The organism is Caballeronia sp. BCC1704, assembly GCF_902833455.1.
Lineage (GTDB): Bacteria > Pseudomonadota > Gammaproteobacteria > Burkholderiales > Burkholderiaceae > Caballeronia.
This window is the reverse complement of record NZ_CADFFT010000004.1, coordinates 229,527-242,633: the sequence shown is the minus strand read 5'-3', so window position 1 is coordinate 242,633 and position 13,107 is coordinate 229,527. Positions and strand designations below refer to the sequence as shown.

The window sequence follows — 13,107 nt, the reverse complement described above, 5'->3', positions numbered from 1 at the left end:
GGACGACGCTCATGGACGCCGGCTCGAACGACGCGTGGATGACCCCGCCCGCCGACGATCGTCCCGAGGACGACGTCGGCGCGAGCGAGCGACCGTCGCCGAAGCGGCGGCGGGGATCGTCGTCCACCGCTGCCGCCAGCACGAACCCCCAACGACCGCGCCCGCGCTCCGACTTTCGCGTCAGCGAGCAGCCGGGCTTCGTGCTGCATAGCTATCCGTATCGCGAGACGAGTCTCATCATCGACGTGTTCTCGCGCGATCACGGGCGCATTGCGCTCGTCGCGAAGGGCGCGAAGCGGCCGCATTCCGCGCTGCGCGGCGTGCTGCAAACCTTCCAGCCGCTCGGCCTTTCCTGGACCGGCAAAGGCGAAGTCCGCACGCTGACCACCGCCGAATGGGTCGGCGGCATGCTGCCGCTGCGAGGCGACGCGCTCCTGTGCGGCTTCTACGTCAACGAACTGCTGGTCAAGTTCTGCGCGCGCGAAGACCCGCATCCCGCGCTCTTCAATCACTACGTGCTGACGCTGTCGCGGCTCGCGCACGACGAACCCGCCATACAGGTGCTGCGCTCGTTCGAACGCGTGCTGTTGCGCGAAACCGGCTACGCGATGGCGCTCACGCGCACCGTGGCGCGTTCCGCCGTACTGCCCGAAGGCCGTTATACGTTCGATCCCGAGCGCGGCGTGCGCGAAGCGTCCGACGACCTTCCCGCGCAATGGCCGGTCATCGCGGGCCAGACGCTCATCGACATGGAGCGCGACGACTACAGCAGCCCGCAAACCGGCGCGCAGAGCAAGACGCTGATGCGCTTTCTGCTCAACTACCATCTGGGCGGCGCGCCGCTCGCCACCCGTCAGATTCTGATCGACCTGCAAAATCTATGAGCTTCTTTCTCTCATCGCCCGCGAGCGTGATCGATCTCGGCGTGAACATCGATCACGTCGCCACGCTGCGCAACGCACGCGGCACGTCGTATCCCGACCCGATTCGCGCCGCGCTCGCCGCCGAAGAAGCGGGCGCGGACGCCATCACGCTGCATCTGCGCGAGGATCGCCGTCATATTGTCGATGCGGATGTGCGGACGCTGCGTCCGCTCCTGAAAACGCGCATGAATCTGGAATGCGCCGTTACGCGCGAAATGCTCGATATCGCGTGCGAAATCAAGCCGCACGATGTCTGCCTCGTGCCGGAAAAGCGCCAGGAATTGACGACCGAAGGCGGACTCGACGTCGCGGGGCAATTCGAAGCCGTGAAGGCCGCGTGCGCGCAGCTCGCGGGCGCGGGCAGCCGCGTGTCGCTTTTCATCGATCCCGACGAGACGCAGATTCGCGCGGCGAAGGAAGCCGGCGCGCCCGTCATCGAACTGCATACCGGGCGCTATGCCGAAGCGCACGACGAAGCCGAGCAGCAGCGCGAATTCGAGCGCGTCGCGAGAAGCGTCGAGTTCGGCAATTCGCTCGGCCTCAAAGTGAACGCGGGCCACGGACTGCATTACACCAACGTGCAGCCGATCGCCGCGCTCGATGGCATCGTCGAATTGAACATCGGGCACGCGATCGTCGCGCACGCGATCTTCGCGGGCTGGGACAACGCGGTGCGCGAGATGAAAGCGATCATGGTCGCTTCGCGTCTCGCCGCGCAAACGAAGCGTTGAGCACAGCCATGGCTATCTACGGAATCGGCACGGACCTCGTGCAAGTCAGCCGCGTCGCGGGCGTCATGGAGCGCACCAACGGGCGCTTCGCCGAGAAAGTGCTCGGCCCCGACGAGCTGCGCATCTATCACGCGCGGCGCGCGCGCTCCGAAGTGCGCGGCCTCGCGTTTCTCGCCACGCGCTTTTCCGCGAAGGAAGCGTTCTCGAAGGCCATCGGCCTCGGCATGCGCTGGCCGATGACCTGGCGCGCGCTGCAAACGCTCAACGAGCCGAGCGGCAAGCCGGTGATCGTGGCATCGGGCGAACTGGCCGAATGGCTCGCGCAACGCGGCATCACGGCGCAAGTGACGCTCAGCGACGAGCGCGACTACGCGGTGACGTTCGTCATCGCGGAAATTGCGGAAACCGCGGACAAGGCGTGATCGCGCCGAATCATCACACTCACATCACAACAAGAAGCCAATTGAATCCGATGAAACGCATTCCCGGCCCCGTCATGTACGACGTCGCCGGCACGACGCTCAACGACGCGGATATCGAGCGCCTTTCGCATCCGATGACGGGCGGCATCATTCTCTTCGCGCGGCATTTTCAGGACCGCGCGCAACTGGTCGCACTCACCGACGCCATCCGCGCGGTGCGCGACGACATTCTGATTGCGGTCGATCACGAAGGCGGGCGCGTGCAGCGTTTTCGCACCGACGGCTTCACGGTGCTGCCCGCGCCGGGCAAGCTCGGCGCGTTGTGGGACCGCGATGTTCTGGCCGCGAGCAAGGCGGCCACCGCGTTCGGCTACGTGCTCGCGTCGGAACTGCGCGCGTGCGGCATCGACATGAGCTTCACGCCGGTGCTCGATCTGAACTACGGACAATCGCAGGTGATCGGCGACCGCGCGCTGCATAGCGATCCGCGCGTGGTGACGATGCTCGCGAAGAGCCTGAATCACGGTCTTGCGCTCGCGGGCATGGCGAACTGCGGCAAGCATTTTCCGGGGCACGGCTTCGCGGCGGCGGACTCACACGTCGCGTTGCCGACGGATGACCGCCCGCTCGACGAGATTCTCGCTGCGGACGTGCGTCCGTACGACTGGCTCGGGTTGTCGCTCGCGTCGGTGATTCCGGCGCACGTCATCTACACAAAGGTCGACGACAAGCCGGCCGGTTTCTCGCGCATCTGGCTGCAAGACATTTTGCGGGGCAAGCTCGGCTTCAACGGCGCCATCTTCAGCGACGATCTCTCGATGGAAGCGGCCCGCGCCGGCGGCACGCTCACCGAAGCCGCGACGGCCGCGCTCACGGCGGGTTGCGACATGGTGCTCATCTGCAATCAGCCGGAAGAGGCGGGCAAGGTGCTGGAGCAGTTGCGCTTCACGCCGACGAAAGCGTCGCAGCAGCGCATCAAGCAGATGCGTCCGCGCGGCAAGGCGCTGCGCTGGAGCAAGCTGCAAAGCCAGCCCGAGTATCAGGCCGCGCGCCAGTTCGTGAAAACGGCGCTCGGCTGAACGGCTCATCCGAATGACAAAACGCCACGGCAGTTGCTTGCCGTGGCGTTTTCATTTGACGACTCGCGCCGCTTTACGACGATTCCAGCTTCATGCGCTGGAGCTTGTTGTAGAGCGTCTTGGGACTGATGCCGAGCAGCGTTGCCGCCCGATGCCGCGTGCCGCCGACCGCTTCGAGCGTCGCGCGAATCAGCATGTCCTCGACATCGGCGAGCGCCGTGCCCACCGTCACCTGTACGCTGCTGCCATTGAGCCCGCGCCCGCCGATTCCGCCCGGCTCGTCGACGCGCAACGTCTCGATCGTCTCGCCCGACGCGTGATACGCGCGGCGCACGCGCTCGCGCATTTCGCGCACGTTGCCCGGCCATTCGTTCGCGAGGCATTCGCGCAGGAAAGCCGGGCTGATGCGCTTGGGCGACCCGCTCGTGATGCCGGCGATGTGATTTTCGCGGTTCAATTCGTCGACGAACTGCTCGGCCATGAGCGCGATGTCGTCGTCGCGTTCGCGCAGCGGCGGCAGCACGATCGACGACGCCGACAGGCGCTGGAACAGGTCTTCGCGCAAGGCGCCGCTCGACACGGCATCGCGGGCCGGCGCGCGCAATGCGGCGATCAGGCGGAAGTCCGTCATGATGCGATTGCTGCCGCCGACGCGCATGAACGTCTGCGAGTCCAGCGCGCGCAAGAGCGCTTCCTGCTGGGCCGCGGGCAGGGAGTCGATTTGATCGAGAAACAGCGTGCCGCCGCCCGCTTGTTCGAGCAGGCCCGGCTCGCGGTTTTCCGCGCCGGCGAACGCGTTGCGCTCGTGGCCGAAAAGAACGCTGTCCATCGAGCGGTGCGCGCCTTCTTCGCGAATCGTCGAGCAATCGAAGCTGATGAACGGCCCCTTGCGACGGCGGCTCAGCTGATGGATGGTGTGCGCCGCGAGCTTCTTGCCGGTGCCCGGCTCGCCGCTGATCAGCACGGCGGCTTCCGTGGGCGCGGTGTGCTCGATCTGATCGTAGACGTGCTGCATCGGCACGCTGCGTCCGAGCATGTCGCCGAAATGGCCGAGTTCGCGCAGCGTCGAGCGCAGCGCCTGCACTTCTTCCGTCAGTTCGTAAGGACGCGGAATGCGCGCCAGCAGGCTGCGCAGACGCGGAATGTTGACGGGCTTCAGCAAGTAATCCCAAATACCGTGGCGCAGACCTTCGATCGCGCTTTCGACCGTCGCATTGCCCGTCATCACGATAACGGGGAGCGCGCCGTCGGGCGGCTGCGAGGGCAGGCTCGGCAGGAGGTCGAGGCCGCTGCCGTCGGGCAGGTTAAGGTCGATCAGCACGACGTCGGGAATGAAGCGCGTCAATGCGGAACGGGCTTCGGCGAGCGTCGTCGCGGTGTCGACCGAGAAGCCGTCGGCGGACAAAATCGCGGACAGGCCGGAAAGGCTATTGGGATCGTCTTCGACAATCAGAGCGTGTGGCATGGCAGACACAACGTATCAAAATGGACTGTAATTGCCGTTGCCGCATGCGTCGCCAGGCGAGGGCGGCGCTTGAAACTCGGGCGCTCGTGGGCGGGCTGCGGCGTCTCGTCACGGTCGAACATCGGATCGGCGTAGCATCCCGCTGCGGTTTTTCTTTTTGTCCTGCGAGTGGATGGGGCTATTGCGTCATTGCGGCTTCACGTGCAGATCGTTGTTGACGGATTGCACCCCCGACACGCTGCGAGTTACTGCGACGGCCTTCCGAATCTGTTCCTCCGAGTTCACGTTTCCGGACAGCACCACGACGCCGCGATACGTCGACACGCTTACCGCGAGCGACTTCAATCCGGGGTCGGCCAAGAGCGCCGTTTTCACGCGCGCGGTCACCGAGGCATCCGACGCGTGATCTCCGGCGGACTCCGTGGTCGGTGCCGACGCGCATGCCGCCAGGAAGAAGGCGGGCAAGGCGAGCGTCGCGACGATCAGCAGTCGGCCACAGAGAGACGGCGAGTTGCGCATGTCGTGTTGTTTAGTCCGTATCAGCCGAACTGAGCAGGAACTGTGCCAAGCGATTATTGACGAACTGCCGTCCACCCCAGCGCCTGATTTCTCTGGGAAAAGGGGAGCGAAGGACAGTCGTTCGGAACGCGCCACACCACGACATTGCAACAATGACCGGTAAAGTTTGCCTGAAATTGTCAAAAACTTCATGCAAAAGAAAAAGCGCCCGCGATGGGGCGCTTTTTTGTGACAGCGGCGGGAGGCGGTTTCGGAACCGCCGCCCGCGTGCCGCGCAAGGGCGTAATCGTTACGTCTTACGCGCGGCTGCGGTACTCGTTCGTGCGCGTGTCGATTTCGATCTTGTCGCCGATGTTGCAGAAGAGCGGCACTTGCAGTTCGAAGCCGGTGTGGAGCTTGGCGGTCTTCAGCACCTTGCCCGACGACGTATCGCCCTTGACGGCCGGTTCCGTGTACACGATTTCGCGAACCAGCGTGGTCGGCAGTTCGACCGAGATCGCCTTCTCGTTGTAGAACACGACTTCGCACGCCATGCCGTCTTCGAGGTAGTTGAGCGCGTCGCCCATCATTTCGGCTTCGACTTCGTACTGGTTGTAGTCGGCGTCCATGAACACGTACATCGGGTCGGCGAAGTACGAGTACGTCACTTCCTTGCGGTCGAGCACGACGACGTCGAACTTGTCGTCCGCCTTGTAGACGGTTTCCATGCCCGCGTTCGTCAGCAGGTTCTTGAACTTCATTTTCACGACCGCTGCGTTACGGCCGGACTTGTTGTATTCGGCGCGCTGCACGACCATGGCATCGTTGCCGATCATGACGACGTTGCCGACGCGGAGTTCTTGTGCGGTCTTCATAAAACTGGATCCTTACGAATGAATATGGCCAGACTTGGCTAATTAATGTTGATAGTGGCTGATCGGACTCGCGGCGCTGTCAGAACGTTTTCGTCATGGGCCGCGACAGATTCGCGCGACAGAAAGCGGCTTGCTCATCGGATAACCGCTTATTTTAACTGAGTTTTTGCTTATTTGGCGAGCCGGGCCGGCACCGCGCGCGGTTTCATGCGATACGGACGACGGCGCGTTCGCCGTTGTCACGGCGCCATGCGGGCAGTCACATGCGAGACCAGATTGCCGGCCAAATCGCCGACGCTCGCCAGTTCATCCGCCCAGGCAGAAGCCCGCGACTCGAATTCGCCCCGATGCCGCCAGAAGTCCGCCCAGTCCGGCGTGCCCGCGCCATTCCATGCGTGCCAGAAGCGGCTGATCGACTGTTCCGCCGCTGGCGACAGGCCACGCGTGATGTGCGCGAGCGCGGCGTCGAGCTTCGGCAGATGCGCGTCGTCGGCCTGCGGATAGATGTGCCAGACGAAAGGCTTTCGCGCCCACTGCGCGCGCACGAACGAGTCTTCGCCGCGCACGAAGTTGATATCGGACGCCCACAGCAGGTCGTCGAAACGCGGTTGCTCGACGAATCCGAGCGCGTGCGCCTGAAGCGCGCCCGCCCGCGCCGATGTGCCCGCCGCGAATTTCGGCAGGCCGAAGAAACGCGCGACCGCGCCGGAGATGCGGCCCTCGGGCACAAGGAGAACGATAGGCGCCGCGCCGTCGCGCCATTGCGCGAGCAGCGCATCGACGGCGGGGTTCTCGTACGCGAAGAGGGAAACGACCGTCGAGCCGTCGTCCGGACGCGCGATGCCCACGCGTTCTCGCCACCAAGCCGCTGCATCGAAGCGCGTGCGCGCGGTGTCGAGATCGCGCTCCTTCAACACGCCGCCCGTGCCCGCGCCGAGGCCGGGAAAGAAGAACGTCTTGTCGAGCGGATAGCGCGGATGCGGCGAGGGCCGCAGATGGAAGTCCGCGACCCAGTCCTCGCCGCTCAGATATTCGAGGTTGATCCACACGGGCTTGCGCTCGCGCCGCGCCATCGCCGCGATGTACGCGTGCGGCAGTTCGCACGCGAAGGCTTCGACGACGACATCCGCGATTTCGATGGTGTCGCCAGCGTGCGCGGGCTCGCGCCAGTGCTCGATGACGACGCCCTCAGCCTCCTGCCGCGCGAGCGACGCATCGACGGCGGGGCAGAGCGCGTGAAAAACCGCGAGATCATCGACGAAAAGCCGCACGCGCCAGCCATGTTCCGCGCGCAGTTGACGCGCGAGCCGCCAGCACACGCCGATATCGCCGAAGTTATCGACGACCGCGCAGAAGATGTCGCAGGCGAGTTCCGCGGAGGGAGATGTCGTGGAGGCGGTAGACATGGCGAGAGGGCGGCCGGCGGGACCGCGCCGTAATGATCTAAACTGGCGATTCTAAGATACCGTCCGCCCCACGGCTTGCCGCCGCCCTTGTCCCTTCGCGCTTCGTCGCGATATTCGCTGCATGACTCAGACCGACGCCCCCGAATCCCATTTCGACCCGAAGAAGACGCTCGCGCAACTGCCGCATCTGCCGGGCGTGTACCGCTATTACGACGGCGACGGCAACGTGCTCTACGTCGGCAAGGCGCGCAATCTGAAGAAGCGCGTGTCGAGCTACTTCACGAAGACGCTGCATTCGCCGCGCATCGCGATGATGGTCACGCGCATCCGCAAGATCGAGACGACGGTGACGCGCTCGGAAGCTGAAGCGCTGCTGCTCGAAAACAATCTGATCAAGGCGCTCGCGCCGCGCTACAACATCCTGTTTCGCGACGACAAGTCGTATCCGTTTCTCAAGCTGACCGGGCATCAGTTTCCGCGCATGGCGTACTACCGCGGCGCGGTGGACAAGAAGAACCAGTATTTCGGGCCGTTTCCGAGCGCGTGGGCCGTGCGCGAGAGCATCCAGATTCTGCAGCGCGTGTTTCAGTTGCGCACGTGCGAGGACTCGGTGTTCAGCAACCGCACGCGTCCGTGTCTGCTGCATCAGATCGGGCGATGCACCGCGCCATGCACCGGCCTTATCACCGAGGAGGACTACGCCCGCGACGTCGCCAACGCGTCGCGCTTTCTGCTCGGGCGGCAGGGCGAGGTGATGAAGGAACTGGAGCAGAAGATGCACGCGTTCGCCGCCGATCTCAAGTTCGAGCAGGCAGCGGCCGTGCGTAACCAGATGAGCTCGCTCTCGACCGTGCTGCATCAGCAGGCGATCGAAGTCGGCAGCGACAGCGACGTGGATATCCTCGCGGTCGTCGCGCTGGGCGGCAAGGTGTGCGTGAATCTCGCGATGGTGCGCGGCGGGCGGCATCTGGGCGACAAGGCGTATTTCCCGGCGCATGTGGAGAGCGCGGTGGCGCTCGGCGGCGACGAGGACGACATCGAGGATGGCGAGCCGGGGGAAATCGCGGTCGAGGGAGAGGTTGACGCGGATGTGGACTTGTCCTCAAGCGTGGAGGCAAAGGCGAAGTCTGAGTTGAACGCCGAAGCCAACGCCACAGCCAACGCCAACGCCGAATCGGAGATCGAAGCCGAAGCGCCACCCGATGCCAGCGCAGACACAAAAGCCACCCCCGAACCCCGCGAAGGCTCCCTCGAATCCGAAGTGCTCGAAGCCTTCATGGCGCAGCACTACATCGGCAATCGCGTGCCGCCGGTGCTGATCGTGACACATGCGCCAAGCCGCGAACTCGTCGATCTGCTCATCGAACAGGCCGGGCACAAGGTCGCGCTGCTGCGTCAGCCGCAAGGCCAAAAGCGGGTATGGCTTTCGATGGCCGAGCAGAACGCGAAGCTCGCCCTCGCGCGTCTCTTGTCGGAGCAAGGCTCGCAGCAAGCGCGCACGCGCTCGCTGGCGGAAACGCTCGGGCTAGAGATGGACGATCTCGCGCTGATGCGAATCGAATGTTTCGACATCAGCCATACGATGGGCGAGGCGACGCAGGCGTCGTGCGTCGTGTATCACCATCACAAGATGCAGACGGGCGAATACCGTCGCTACAACATCAACGGCATCACGCCCGGCGACGACTACGCCGCGATGCGCCAGGTGCTCACGCGCCGCTACGAGAAGATGGTCGCGCAGGCGGCCGCCAACGCGAATGAGGAAGCGGCGGCCCTGCAACCCGAAAACGCCGCCGATCCGAACGTCACGCCCGATGCGGCGCCCGCGGTCGCGGCAGGCGGCACGCTGCCGAACATCGTGCTGATCGATGGCGGCAAGGGGCAGGTCGAGATCGCGCGGCAGGTGTTCTCGGAACTCGGGCTGGATCACGGCATGCTCGTCGGCGTGGCGAAGGGCGAAGGGCGCAAGGTCGGCCTGGAGACGTTGATCTTCGCGGACGGGCGGCCGGCGCTCGAACTAGGCAAGGAAAGCGCCGCGCTGATGCTCGTCGCGCAGATTCGCGACGAAGCGCACCGCTTCGCGATCACCGGCATGCGGGCGAAGCGCGCGAAGGCGCGCCAGACGTCGCGTCTGGAGGAACTCGAAGGCGTCGGCGCGAAACGGCGTCAGCGGCTGCTGTCGCGCTTCGGCGGATTGCGCGGCGTGCAGGCGGCGAGCGTCGAAGACCTGGCGAGCGTCGAAGGCATTTCGCTTGCGCTCGCGCAGCAGATTTACCGGCAGTTGCATTGACAGGCCCCGCCGCGCGGCCCGCTGCGAGCCGCGCCGCGCGGGGCGCGCCTTGTGAGCGGCAGAGCGACACGGCACAATGGCGGCTCCCTTACATGTCCTTCACTCGCTGATCGCCCATGCCGTTCAACTTACCGATCTTTCTGACGTGGTTGCGAATCGTGCTGATTCCGCTCGTCGTGGGCGTGTTCTATCTGCCGGACATGATGTTGAGCCCGGAGCATCGCAATCTGCTCGCGATGATCATCTTCGTGCTCGCCGCGCTCACCGATTGGTTCGACGGCTTTCTCGCGCGCAAACTCGATCAAACCTCCGCCTTCGGCGCGTTCCTCGATCCGGTCGCCGACAAGCTGATGGTGACGGCCGCGCTCCTCGTGCTCGTGCAGCTTTCACGTCTGAACGCGGTGATCGCGCTCGTGATCGTCGGCCGGGAGATCACCATTTCGGCGCTGCGCGAATGGATGGCGCAGATCGGCGCATCGAAGAGCGTGGCGGTGAATTCGCTCGGCAAGTTCAAGACCGTCTGCCAGATGGTCGCCATTCCGATGCTGCTGTTCTACGGTCCGCTGCGTATCGCGGGCACGCAGTGGGTCATGGACACGCGCGTGTGGGGCTTGTGGCTCATCGACGTCGCGGCTTTCCTCACCGTCTGGTCGATGCTGTACTACATGAAGCTCGCGTGGCCGCAGATTCGGGAGCGCGGCGGCATGTTGTGAGCCGGTGTCGGCGCAGTGCAAAAAATTGCGTCGAATGCGAATAAACCGCACGAGAGACAGTTGACAGGCGGCTTTTCCTTCTACATAATCTCGTTTCTCTGATGCGCGACGCAAAGCAGCAAGCGAATAAGCGAAGCGGTCAAGCAAGAAGTGAATGCGGGAGTAGCTCAGTTGGTAGAGCGCAACCTTGCCAAGGTTGAGGTCGCGAGTTCGAGACTCGTCTCCCGCTCCAGGTTTCGAAGTTTTCGGTGCAAGCAGCGCGTGAGCGAAGCGGCATCGGAAACAGCAAGCAGTAGATAGCAGTAAAGCAGCGCAGGTTTTACGCGGGAGTAGCTCAGTTGGTAGAGCGCAACCTTGCCAAGGTTGAGGTCGCGAGTTCGAGACTCGTCTCCCGCTCCAGTCAAAGGGGAAGCAACGCTTCCCTTTTTGTTTGGTGAGTCAGCCGGCGTCGTTCGACCGGCGCGCACCACACCGCTTTCGGCGCGATAGCAAAGCGGTTATGCAGCGGCCTGCAAAGCCGTTTAGACCGGTTCGACTCCGGTTCGCGCCTCCACTTGAAAAGCCCTGACCCGTCAGGGCTTTTTCTTTATCCGCGCTTCATTCGGCACCGACGCAACCGGCCGCGCGGCATAATCGCAGAACGCCCGTGCGATCCGATATCTATTCCCATGACCGACCGACTCTCCGACATTCAATGGCGCTGGAAGCCCTTCGACGACCTCACGCCCGCTGAAGTCTACGACATGCTCGCCGCCCGCAGCGCAGTGTTCGTCGTCGAGCAGAATTGCGTGTATGGCGACATCGACGGGCTCGATACGAACGCGTGGCATCTTCTCGCGTACGGGGAAGGGGACAAGCGTCCGCGCTTGGCGGGCTACCTGCGCGTGCTGTTGCCGGGCAATCCGGACGCCAGCGAGAAAGACGTGCGCATCGGCCGCGTGCTGACGACCGCCGGCTTTCGCGGCATGAAGCTCGGCAACGCCATGCTGGAACGCGCGCTGAAACACATCCTCGAACAATGGCCGGATGAGCCCATCAGCCTGCACGCCCAGGCGCACTTGCAACGGTTCTACGGCGCATTCGGCTTCGTGCCGTCGTCGGGCGTGCATGACGAAGACGGCATCCCGCACGTCTGGATGCGCCGTCCCGGCTTCGGCTCATGATTCGGCTCATGACGCGGTCGCGCGCACCGGCTTGACCGGCGTCGCGCGCTCCTGACGCAGCCGCGAGCGCGCCGACAGCCGCAGCCAGTGGCGCAGCGCGATCAACGCGCCGATCACGCTCATCATCGAGCCGGGAATCCACAGCAACAGACCGCCGATCTGCTGATCGCGCATCGGCGTGATCCAGGTGAACGCGCGGCCGCAGATCGAATAGATCGGATACAGCTCGTGCGGCGTGAAGAAGATGAACGCGCCGAGAATGATCTGCGGCGGAATCGCGGCGATCACCACGAGAATGCGTCGTCCCGGCGCGAGCCGCGCGGGCGGCGCGGGCCGCGGGTCCAGCACGAGCCACCAGAACAGCAGCCCGTCGATCACCATGCTCCAGTTCATCACGCGATAGAGCCGGGCATCGAGCATCGCCTTGAAGTGGATCGGCGAGAGCAGCCAGAAGTAGATCAGCCCGACGAACAGCAGCACGGCGACGGCCGGATTGAACACGATATCGAAGAACATGCGCGCCGCTCGCGTCTCGGTGAGCGGGCGCAGCCAGCGTTGCCGCCAGGCGAACGGCACCCCGGCGCGCAGCGCCGCACCGGGATACGACAGCGCGATCAAGAACGGCCCGAGGTGATGCAGCACCAGATGTTGCAGCCGATGCATGAAGAACTCGTGCTCGAAAAAGTAATCGAGCCGCGTGTGCAGCGCCACGTACAGCGCGCCCAGGCCCAGCCAGAACGCAATGTGCCGCGAGACGGACACTCGCGCATGCCGCGCGCCGCGCGCGAACAGCACCGCGGCGGCGAGCACGGCGATCACGACCGTCGGCGACGGTTCCCACGGGTCGAGCCAATAGAGGAGCGTGTCCATGTCACGCGTCCTTCGAATGGATGATGCGGCGCAGATCGGCCGCGATGGCGTCGATGGAATCGCGGTCGGTCGCAAGCAGGCGCGCGTGGCCTTCGCGATCGAAGATATAGACGCCTGAGCTGTGCGAGACCTCGTAGGCGCCGCGCGGATCGCGTTTTTCCATCTGATACGCGATGCGATACCGCTGCGCGACCGCTTCGATGGCGCGGTCGCTGCCGGTCAGCCCGACGGCATGCTTTTCGTCGAACGCGCGGACGTACGCGCGCAAAAGCGGCGGCGTGTCGCGCGCGGGATCGACGGAGACGAACAAGATGCGTGCGTTGTCCGCGTCCGGTCCGACGCGCTGTAAAACCTGCATCAGCCGCGCCATCGTTTCGGGACAGACATCCGGGCAATGCGTGTAGCCGAAGTACACGAGCGTCGTGTGGCCCTCGAACGAGCGTCCGGTCACGGGCGCGCCGCTGTCGTCGGTGAGCGAGAAGTTCAGGTCGGGCAAGTGTCCTGACACGTCCGTCAGATGCCACGGCTCGCCGGGCCGCGAGCATGCGGCGAGCGCGAGAAAAGCAAGCGGAGCGGCAAACCGGCGCCAGCGCGCGGCCAGCGTTAGAGGCGAAGCGGGGAACGAAGTGTGCATCGGGAGGATCGGGCCGCGATAGGCGGCGGGCTTTGACG

13 protein-coding genes and 3 tRNA genes are annotated in these 13,107 nt (G+C 64.6%); 10 read left to right on the top strand and 6 right to left on the bottom strand.

The window, feature by feature from the left end; translation table 11 throughout:
• Nucleotides 1-11 precede the first annotated feature (11 nt).
• From recO to nagZ, 4 genes are read left to right on the top strand one after another with little or no spacing between them, the layout of a single operon-like run.
• On the top strand, nucleotides 12-884 hold the full coding sequence (gene recO, locus HWX53_RS20860) for a DNA repair protein RecO (RefSeq protein ID WP_175944453.1): 873 nt from the start codon (nucleotides 12-14) through the stop codon (nucleotides 882-884).
• Nucleotides 881-1,654: a pyridoxine 5'-phosphate synthase gene (pdxJ, locus tag HWX53_RS20855; protein ID WP_175944451.1), complete on the top strand. Its 774-nt coding sequence runs from the start codon at nucleotides 881-883 to the stop codon at nucleotides 1,652-1,654. Before recO ends, pdxJ begins: the two co-directional genes overlap by 4 nt.
• Before the next feature lie 8 nt (nucleotides 1,655-1,662).
• Entirely contained in the window at nucleotides 1,663-2,076 is a 414-nt protein-coding gene (gene acpS, locus HWX53_RS20850; RefSeq protein WP_175944449.1) for a holo-ACP synthase, read from the top strand.
• Between the two features lie 50 nt (nucleotides 2,077-2,126).
• Nucleotides 2,127-3,155, top strand: coding sequence for a beta-N-acetylhexosaminidase (nagZ, locus tag HWX53_RS20845; RefSeq protein ID WP_175944447.1), 1,029 nt, complete (start codon nucleotides 2,127-2,129; stop codon nucleotides 3,153-3,155).
• 73 nt (nucleotides 3,156-3,228) lie between these two features.
• Here nagZ and HWX53_RS20840 read toward each other — a convergent pair whose 3' ends face one another.
• The 4 genes from HWX53_RS20840 to earP all read right to left on the bottom strand — a co-directional run bounded on the left by HWX53_RS20840 (nucleotide 3,229) and on the right by earP (nucleotide 7,399).
• The gene (locus tag HWX53_RS20840) at nucleotides 3,229-4,620 is read right to left on the bottom strand and encodes a sigma-54 dependent transcriptional regulator (protein WP_175944445.1); all 1,392 of its coding nucleotides are present in this window, start codon (nucleotides 4,618-4,620) and stop codon (nucleotides 3,229-3,231) included.
• 186 nt (nucleotides 4,621-4,806) lie between these two features.
• On the bottom strand, nucleotides 4,807-5,139 hold the full coding sequence (locus tag HWX53_RS20835; RefSeq protein ID WP_175944443.1) for a BON domain-containing protein: 333 nt from the start codon (nucleotides 5,137-5,139) through the stop codon (nucleotides 4,807-4,809).
• Between the two features lie 296 nt (nucleotides 5,140-5,435).
• Nucleotides 5,436-5,993, bottom strand: a complete 558-nt coding sequence (gene efp / locus HWX53_RS20830) for an elongation factor P (RefSeq protein ID WP_175944441.1) — start codon at nucleotides 5,991-5,993, stop codon at nucleotides 5,436-5,438.
• Between the two features lie 239 nt (nucleotides 5,994-6,232).
• Nucleotides 6,233-7,399: an elongation factor P maturation arginine rhamnosyltransferase EarP gene (earP, locus tag HWX53_RS20825; protein WP_175944439.1), complete on the bottom strand. Its 1,167-nt coding sequence runs from the start codon at nucleotides 7,397-7,399 to the stop codon at nucleotides 6,233-6,235.
• 121 nt (nucleotides 7,400-7,520) lie between these two features.
• On the opposite strand from earP, the gene uvrC reads away from it, so the two are divergent.
• The 6 genes from uvrC (at nucleotide 7,521) to HWX53_RS20795 (ending at nucleotide 11,565) form a co-directional block, all read left to right on the top strand.
• Nucleotides 7,521-9,689 (top strand): excinuclease ABC subunit UvrC, encoded by a 2,169-nt coding sequence (gene uvrC, locus HWX53_RS20820; RefSeq protein ID WP_175944437.1) that lies wholly within the window; start codon nucleotides 7,521-7,523, stop codon nucleotides 9,687-9,689.
• A gap of 116 nt (nucleotides 9,690-9,805) precedes the next feature.
• Entirely contained in the window at nucleotides 9,806-10,402 is a 597-nt protein-coding gene (pgsA, locus tag HWX53_RS20815; protein WP_175944435.1) for a CDP-diacylglycerol--glycerol-3-phosphate 3-phosphatidyltransferase, read from the top strand.
• A gap of 156 nt (nucleotides 10,403-10,558) precedes the next feature.
• A tRNA-Gly gene (locus HWX53_RS20810) sits at nucleotides 10,559-10,634 on the top strand.
• 91 nt (nucleotides 10,635-10,725) lie between these two features.
• Nucleotides 10,726-10,801, top strand: a tRNA-Gly gene (locus HWX53_RS20805).
• An 80-nt stretch (nucleotides 10,802-10,881) separates the two neighbouring features.
• Nucleotides 10,882-10,955 (top strand) — tRNA-Cys (locus HWX53_RS20800).
• 115 nt (nucleotides 10,956-11,070) lie between these two features.
• The gene (locus HWX53_RS20795; RefSeq protein ID WP_175944433.1) at nucleotides 11,071-11,565 is read left to right on the top strand and encodes a GNAT family N-acetyltransferase; all 495 of its coding nucleotides are present in this window, start codon (nucleotides 11,071-11,073) and stop codon (nucleotides 11,563-11,565) included.
• A gap of 6 nt (nucleotides 11,566-11,571) precedes the next feature.
• On the opposite strand, the gene HWX53_RS20790 is transcribed toward HWX53_RS20795, so the two are convergent.
• Both HWX53_RS20790 and HWX53_RS20785 read right to left on the bottom strand, forming a co-directional pair.
• Nucleotides 11,572-12,435, bottom strand: a complete 864-nt coding sequence (locus HWX53_RS20790; RefSeq protein WP_175944430.1) for a cytochrome c oxidase assembly protein — start codon at nucleotides 12,433-12,435, stop codon at nucleotides 11,572-11,574.
• Between the two features lies 1 nt (nucleotide 12,436).
• Nucleotides 12,437-13,069 (bottom strand): SCO family protein, encoded by a 633-nt coding sequence (locus HWX53_RS20785; protein WP_175944428.1) that lies wholly within the window; start codon nucleotides 13,067-13,069, stop codon nucleotides 12,437-12,439.
• Nucleotides 13,070-13,107: the final 38 nt, after the last annotated feature.

What these genes read in the sequence shown, in the direction of transcription:
- nagZ (WP_175944447.1), top strand. Translation starts at nt 2,127, where the DNA reads ATGAAACGCATTCCCGGCCCCGTCATGTACGACGTCGCCGGCACGACG.
- HWX53_RS20795 (WP_175944433.1), top strand. Translation starts at nt 11,071, where the DNA reads ATGACCGACCGACTCTCCGACATTCAATGGCGCTGGAAGCCCTTCGAC.
- earP (WP_175944439.1), bottom strand. Translation starts at nt 7,399, where the DNA reads ATGTCTACCGCCTCCACGACATCTCCCTCCGCGGAACTCGCCTGCGAC.
- recO (WP_175944453.1), top strand. Translation starts at nt 12, where the DNA reads ATGGACGCCGGCTCGAACGACGCGTGGATGACCCCGCCCGCCGACGAT.
- HWX53_RS20840 (WP_175944445.1), bottom strand. Translation starts at nt 4,620, where the DNA reads ATGCCACACGCTCTGATTGTCGAAGACGATCCCAATAGCCTTTCCGGC.
- efp (WP_175944441.1), bottom strand. Translation starts at nt 5,993, where the DNA reads ATGAAGACCGCACAAGAACTCCGCGTCGGCAACGTCGTCATGATCGGC.
- acpS (WP_175944449.1), top strand. Translation starts at nt 1,663, where the DNA reads ATGGCTATCTACGGAATCGGCACGGACCTCGTGCAAGTCAGCCGCGTC.
- HWX53_RS20790 (WP_175944430.1), bottom strand. Translation starts at nt 12,435, where the DNA reads ATGGACACGCTCCTCTATTGGCTCGACCCGTGGGAACCGTCGCCGACG.
- HWX53_RS20785 (WP_175944428.1), bottom strand. Translation starts at nt 13,069, where the DNA reads ATGCACACTTCGTTCCCCGCTTCGCCTCTAACGCTGGCCGCGCGCTGG.
- pdxJ (WP_175944451.1), top strand. Translation starts at nt 881, where the DNA reads ATGAGCTTCTTTCTCTCATCGCCCGCGAGCGTGATCGATCTCGGCGTG.
- pgsA (WP_175944435.1), top strand. Translation starts at nt 9,806, where the DNA reads ATGCCGTTCAACTTACCGATCTTTCTGACGTGGTTGCGAATCGTGCTG.
- uvrC (WP_175944437.1), top strand. Translation starts at nt 7,521, where the DNA reads ATGACTCAGACCGACGCCCCCGAATCCCATTTCGACCCGAAGAAGACG.
- HWX53_RS20835 (WP_175944443.1), bottom strand. Translation starts at nt 5,139, where the DNA reads ATGCGCAACTCGCCGTCTCTCTGTGGCCGACTGCTGATCGTCGCGACG.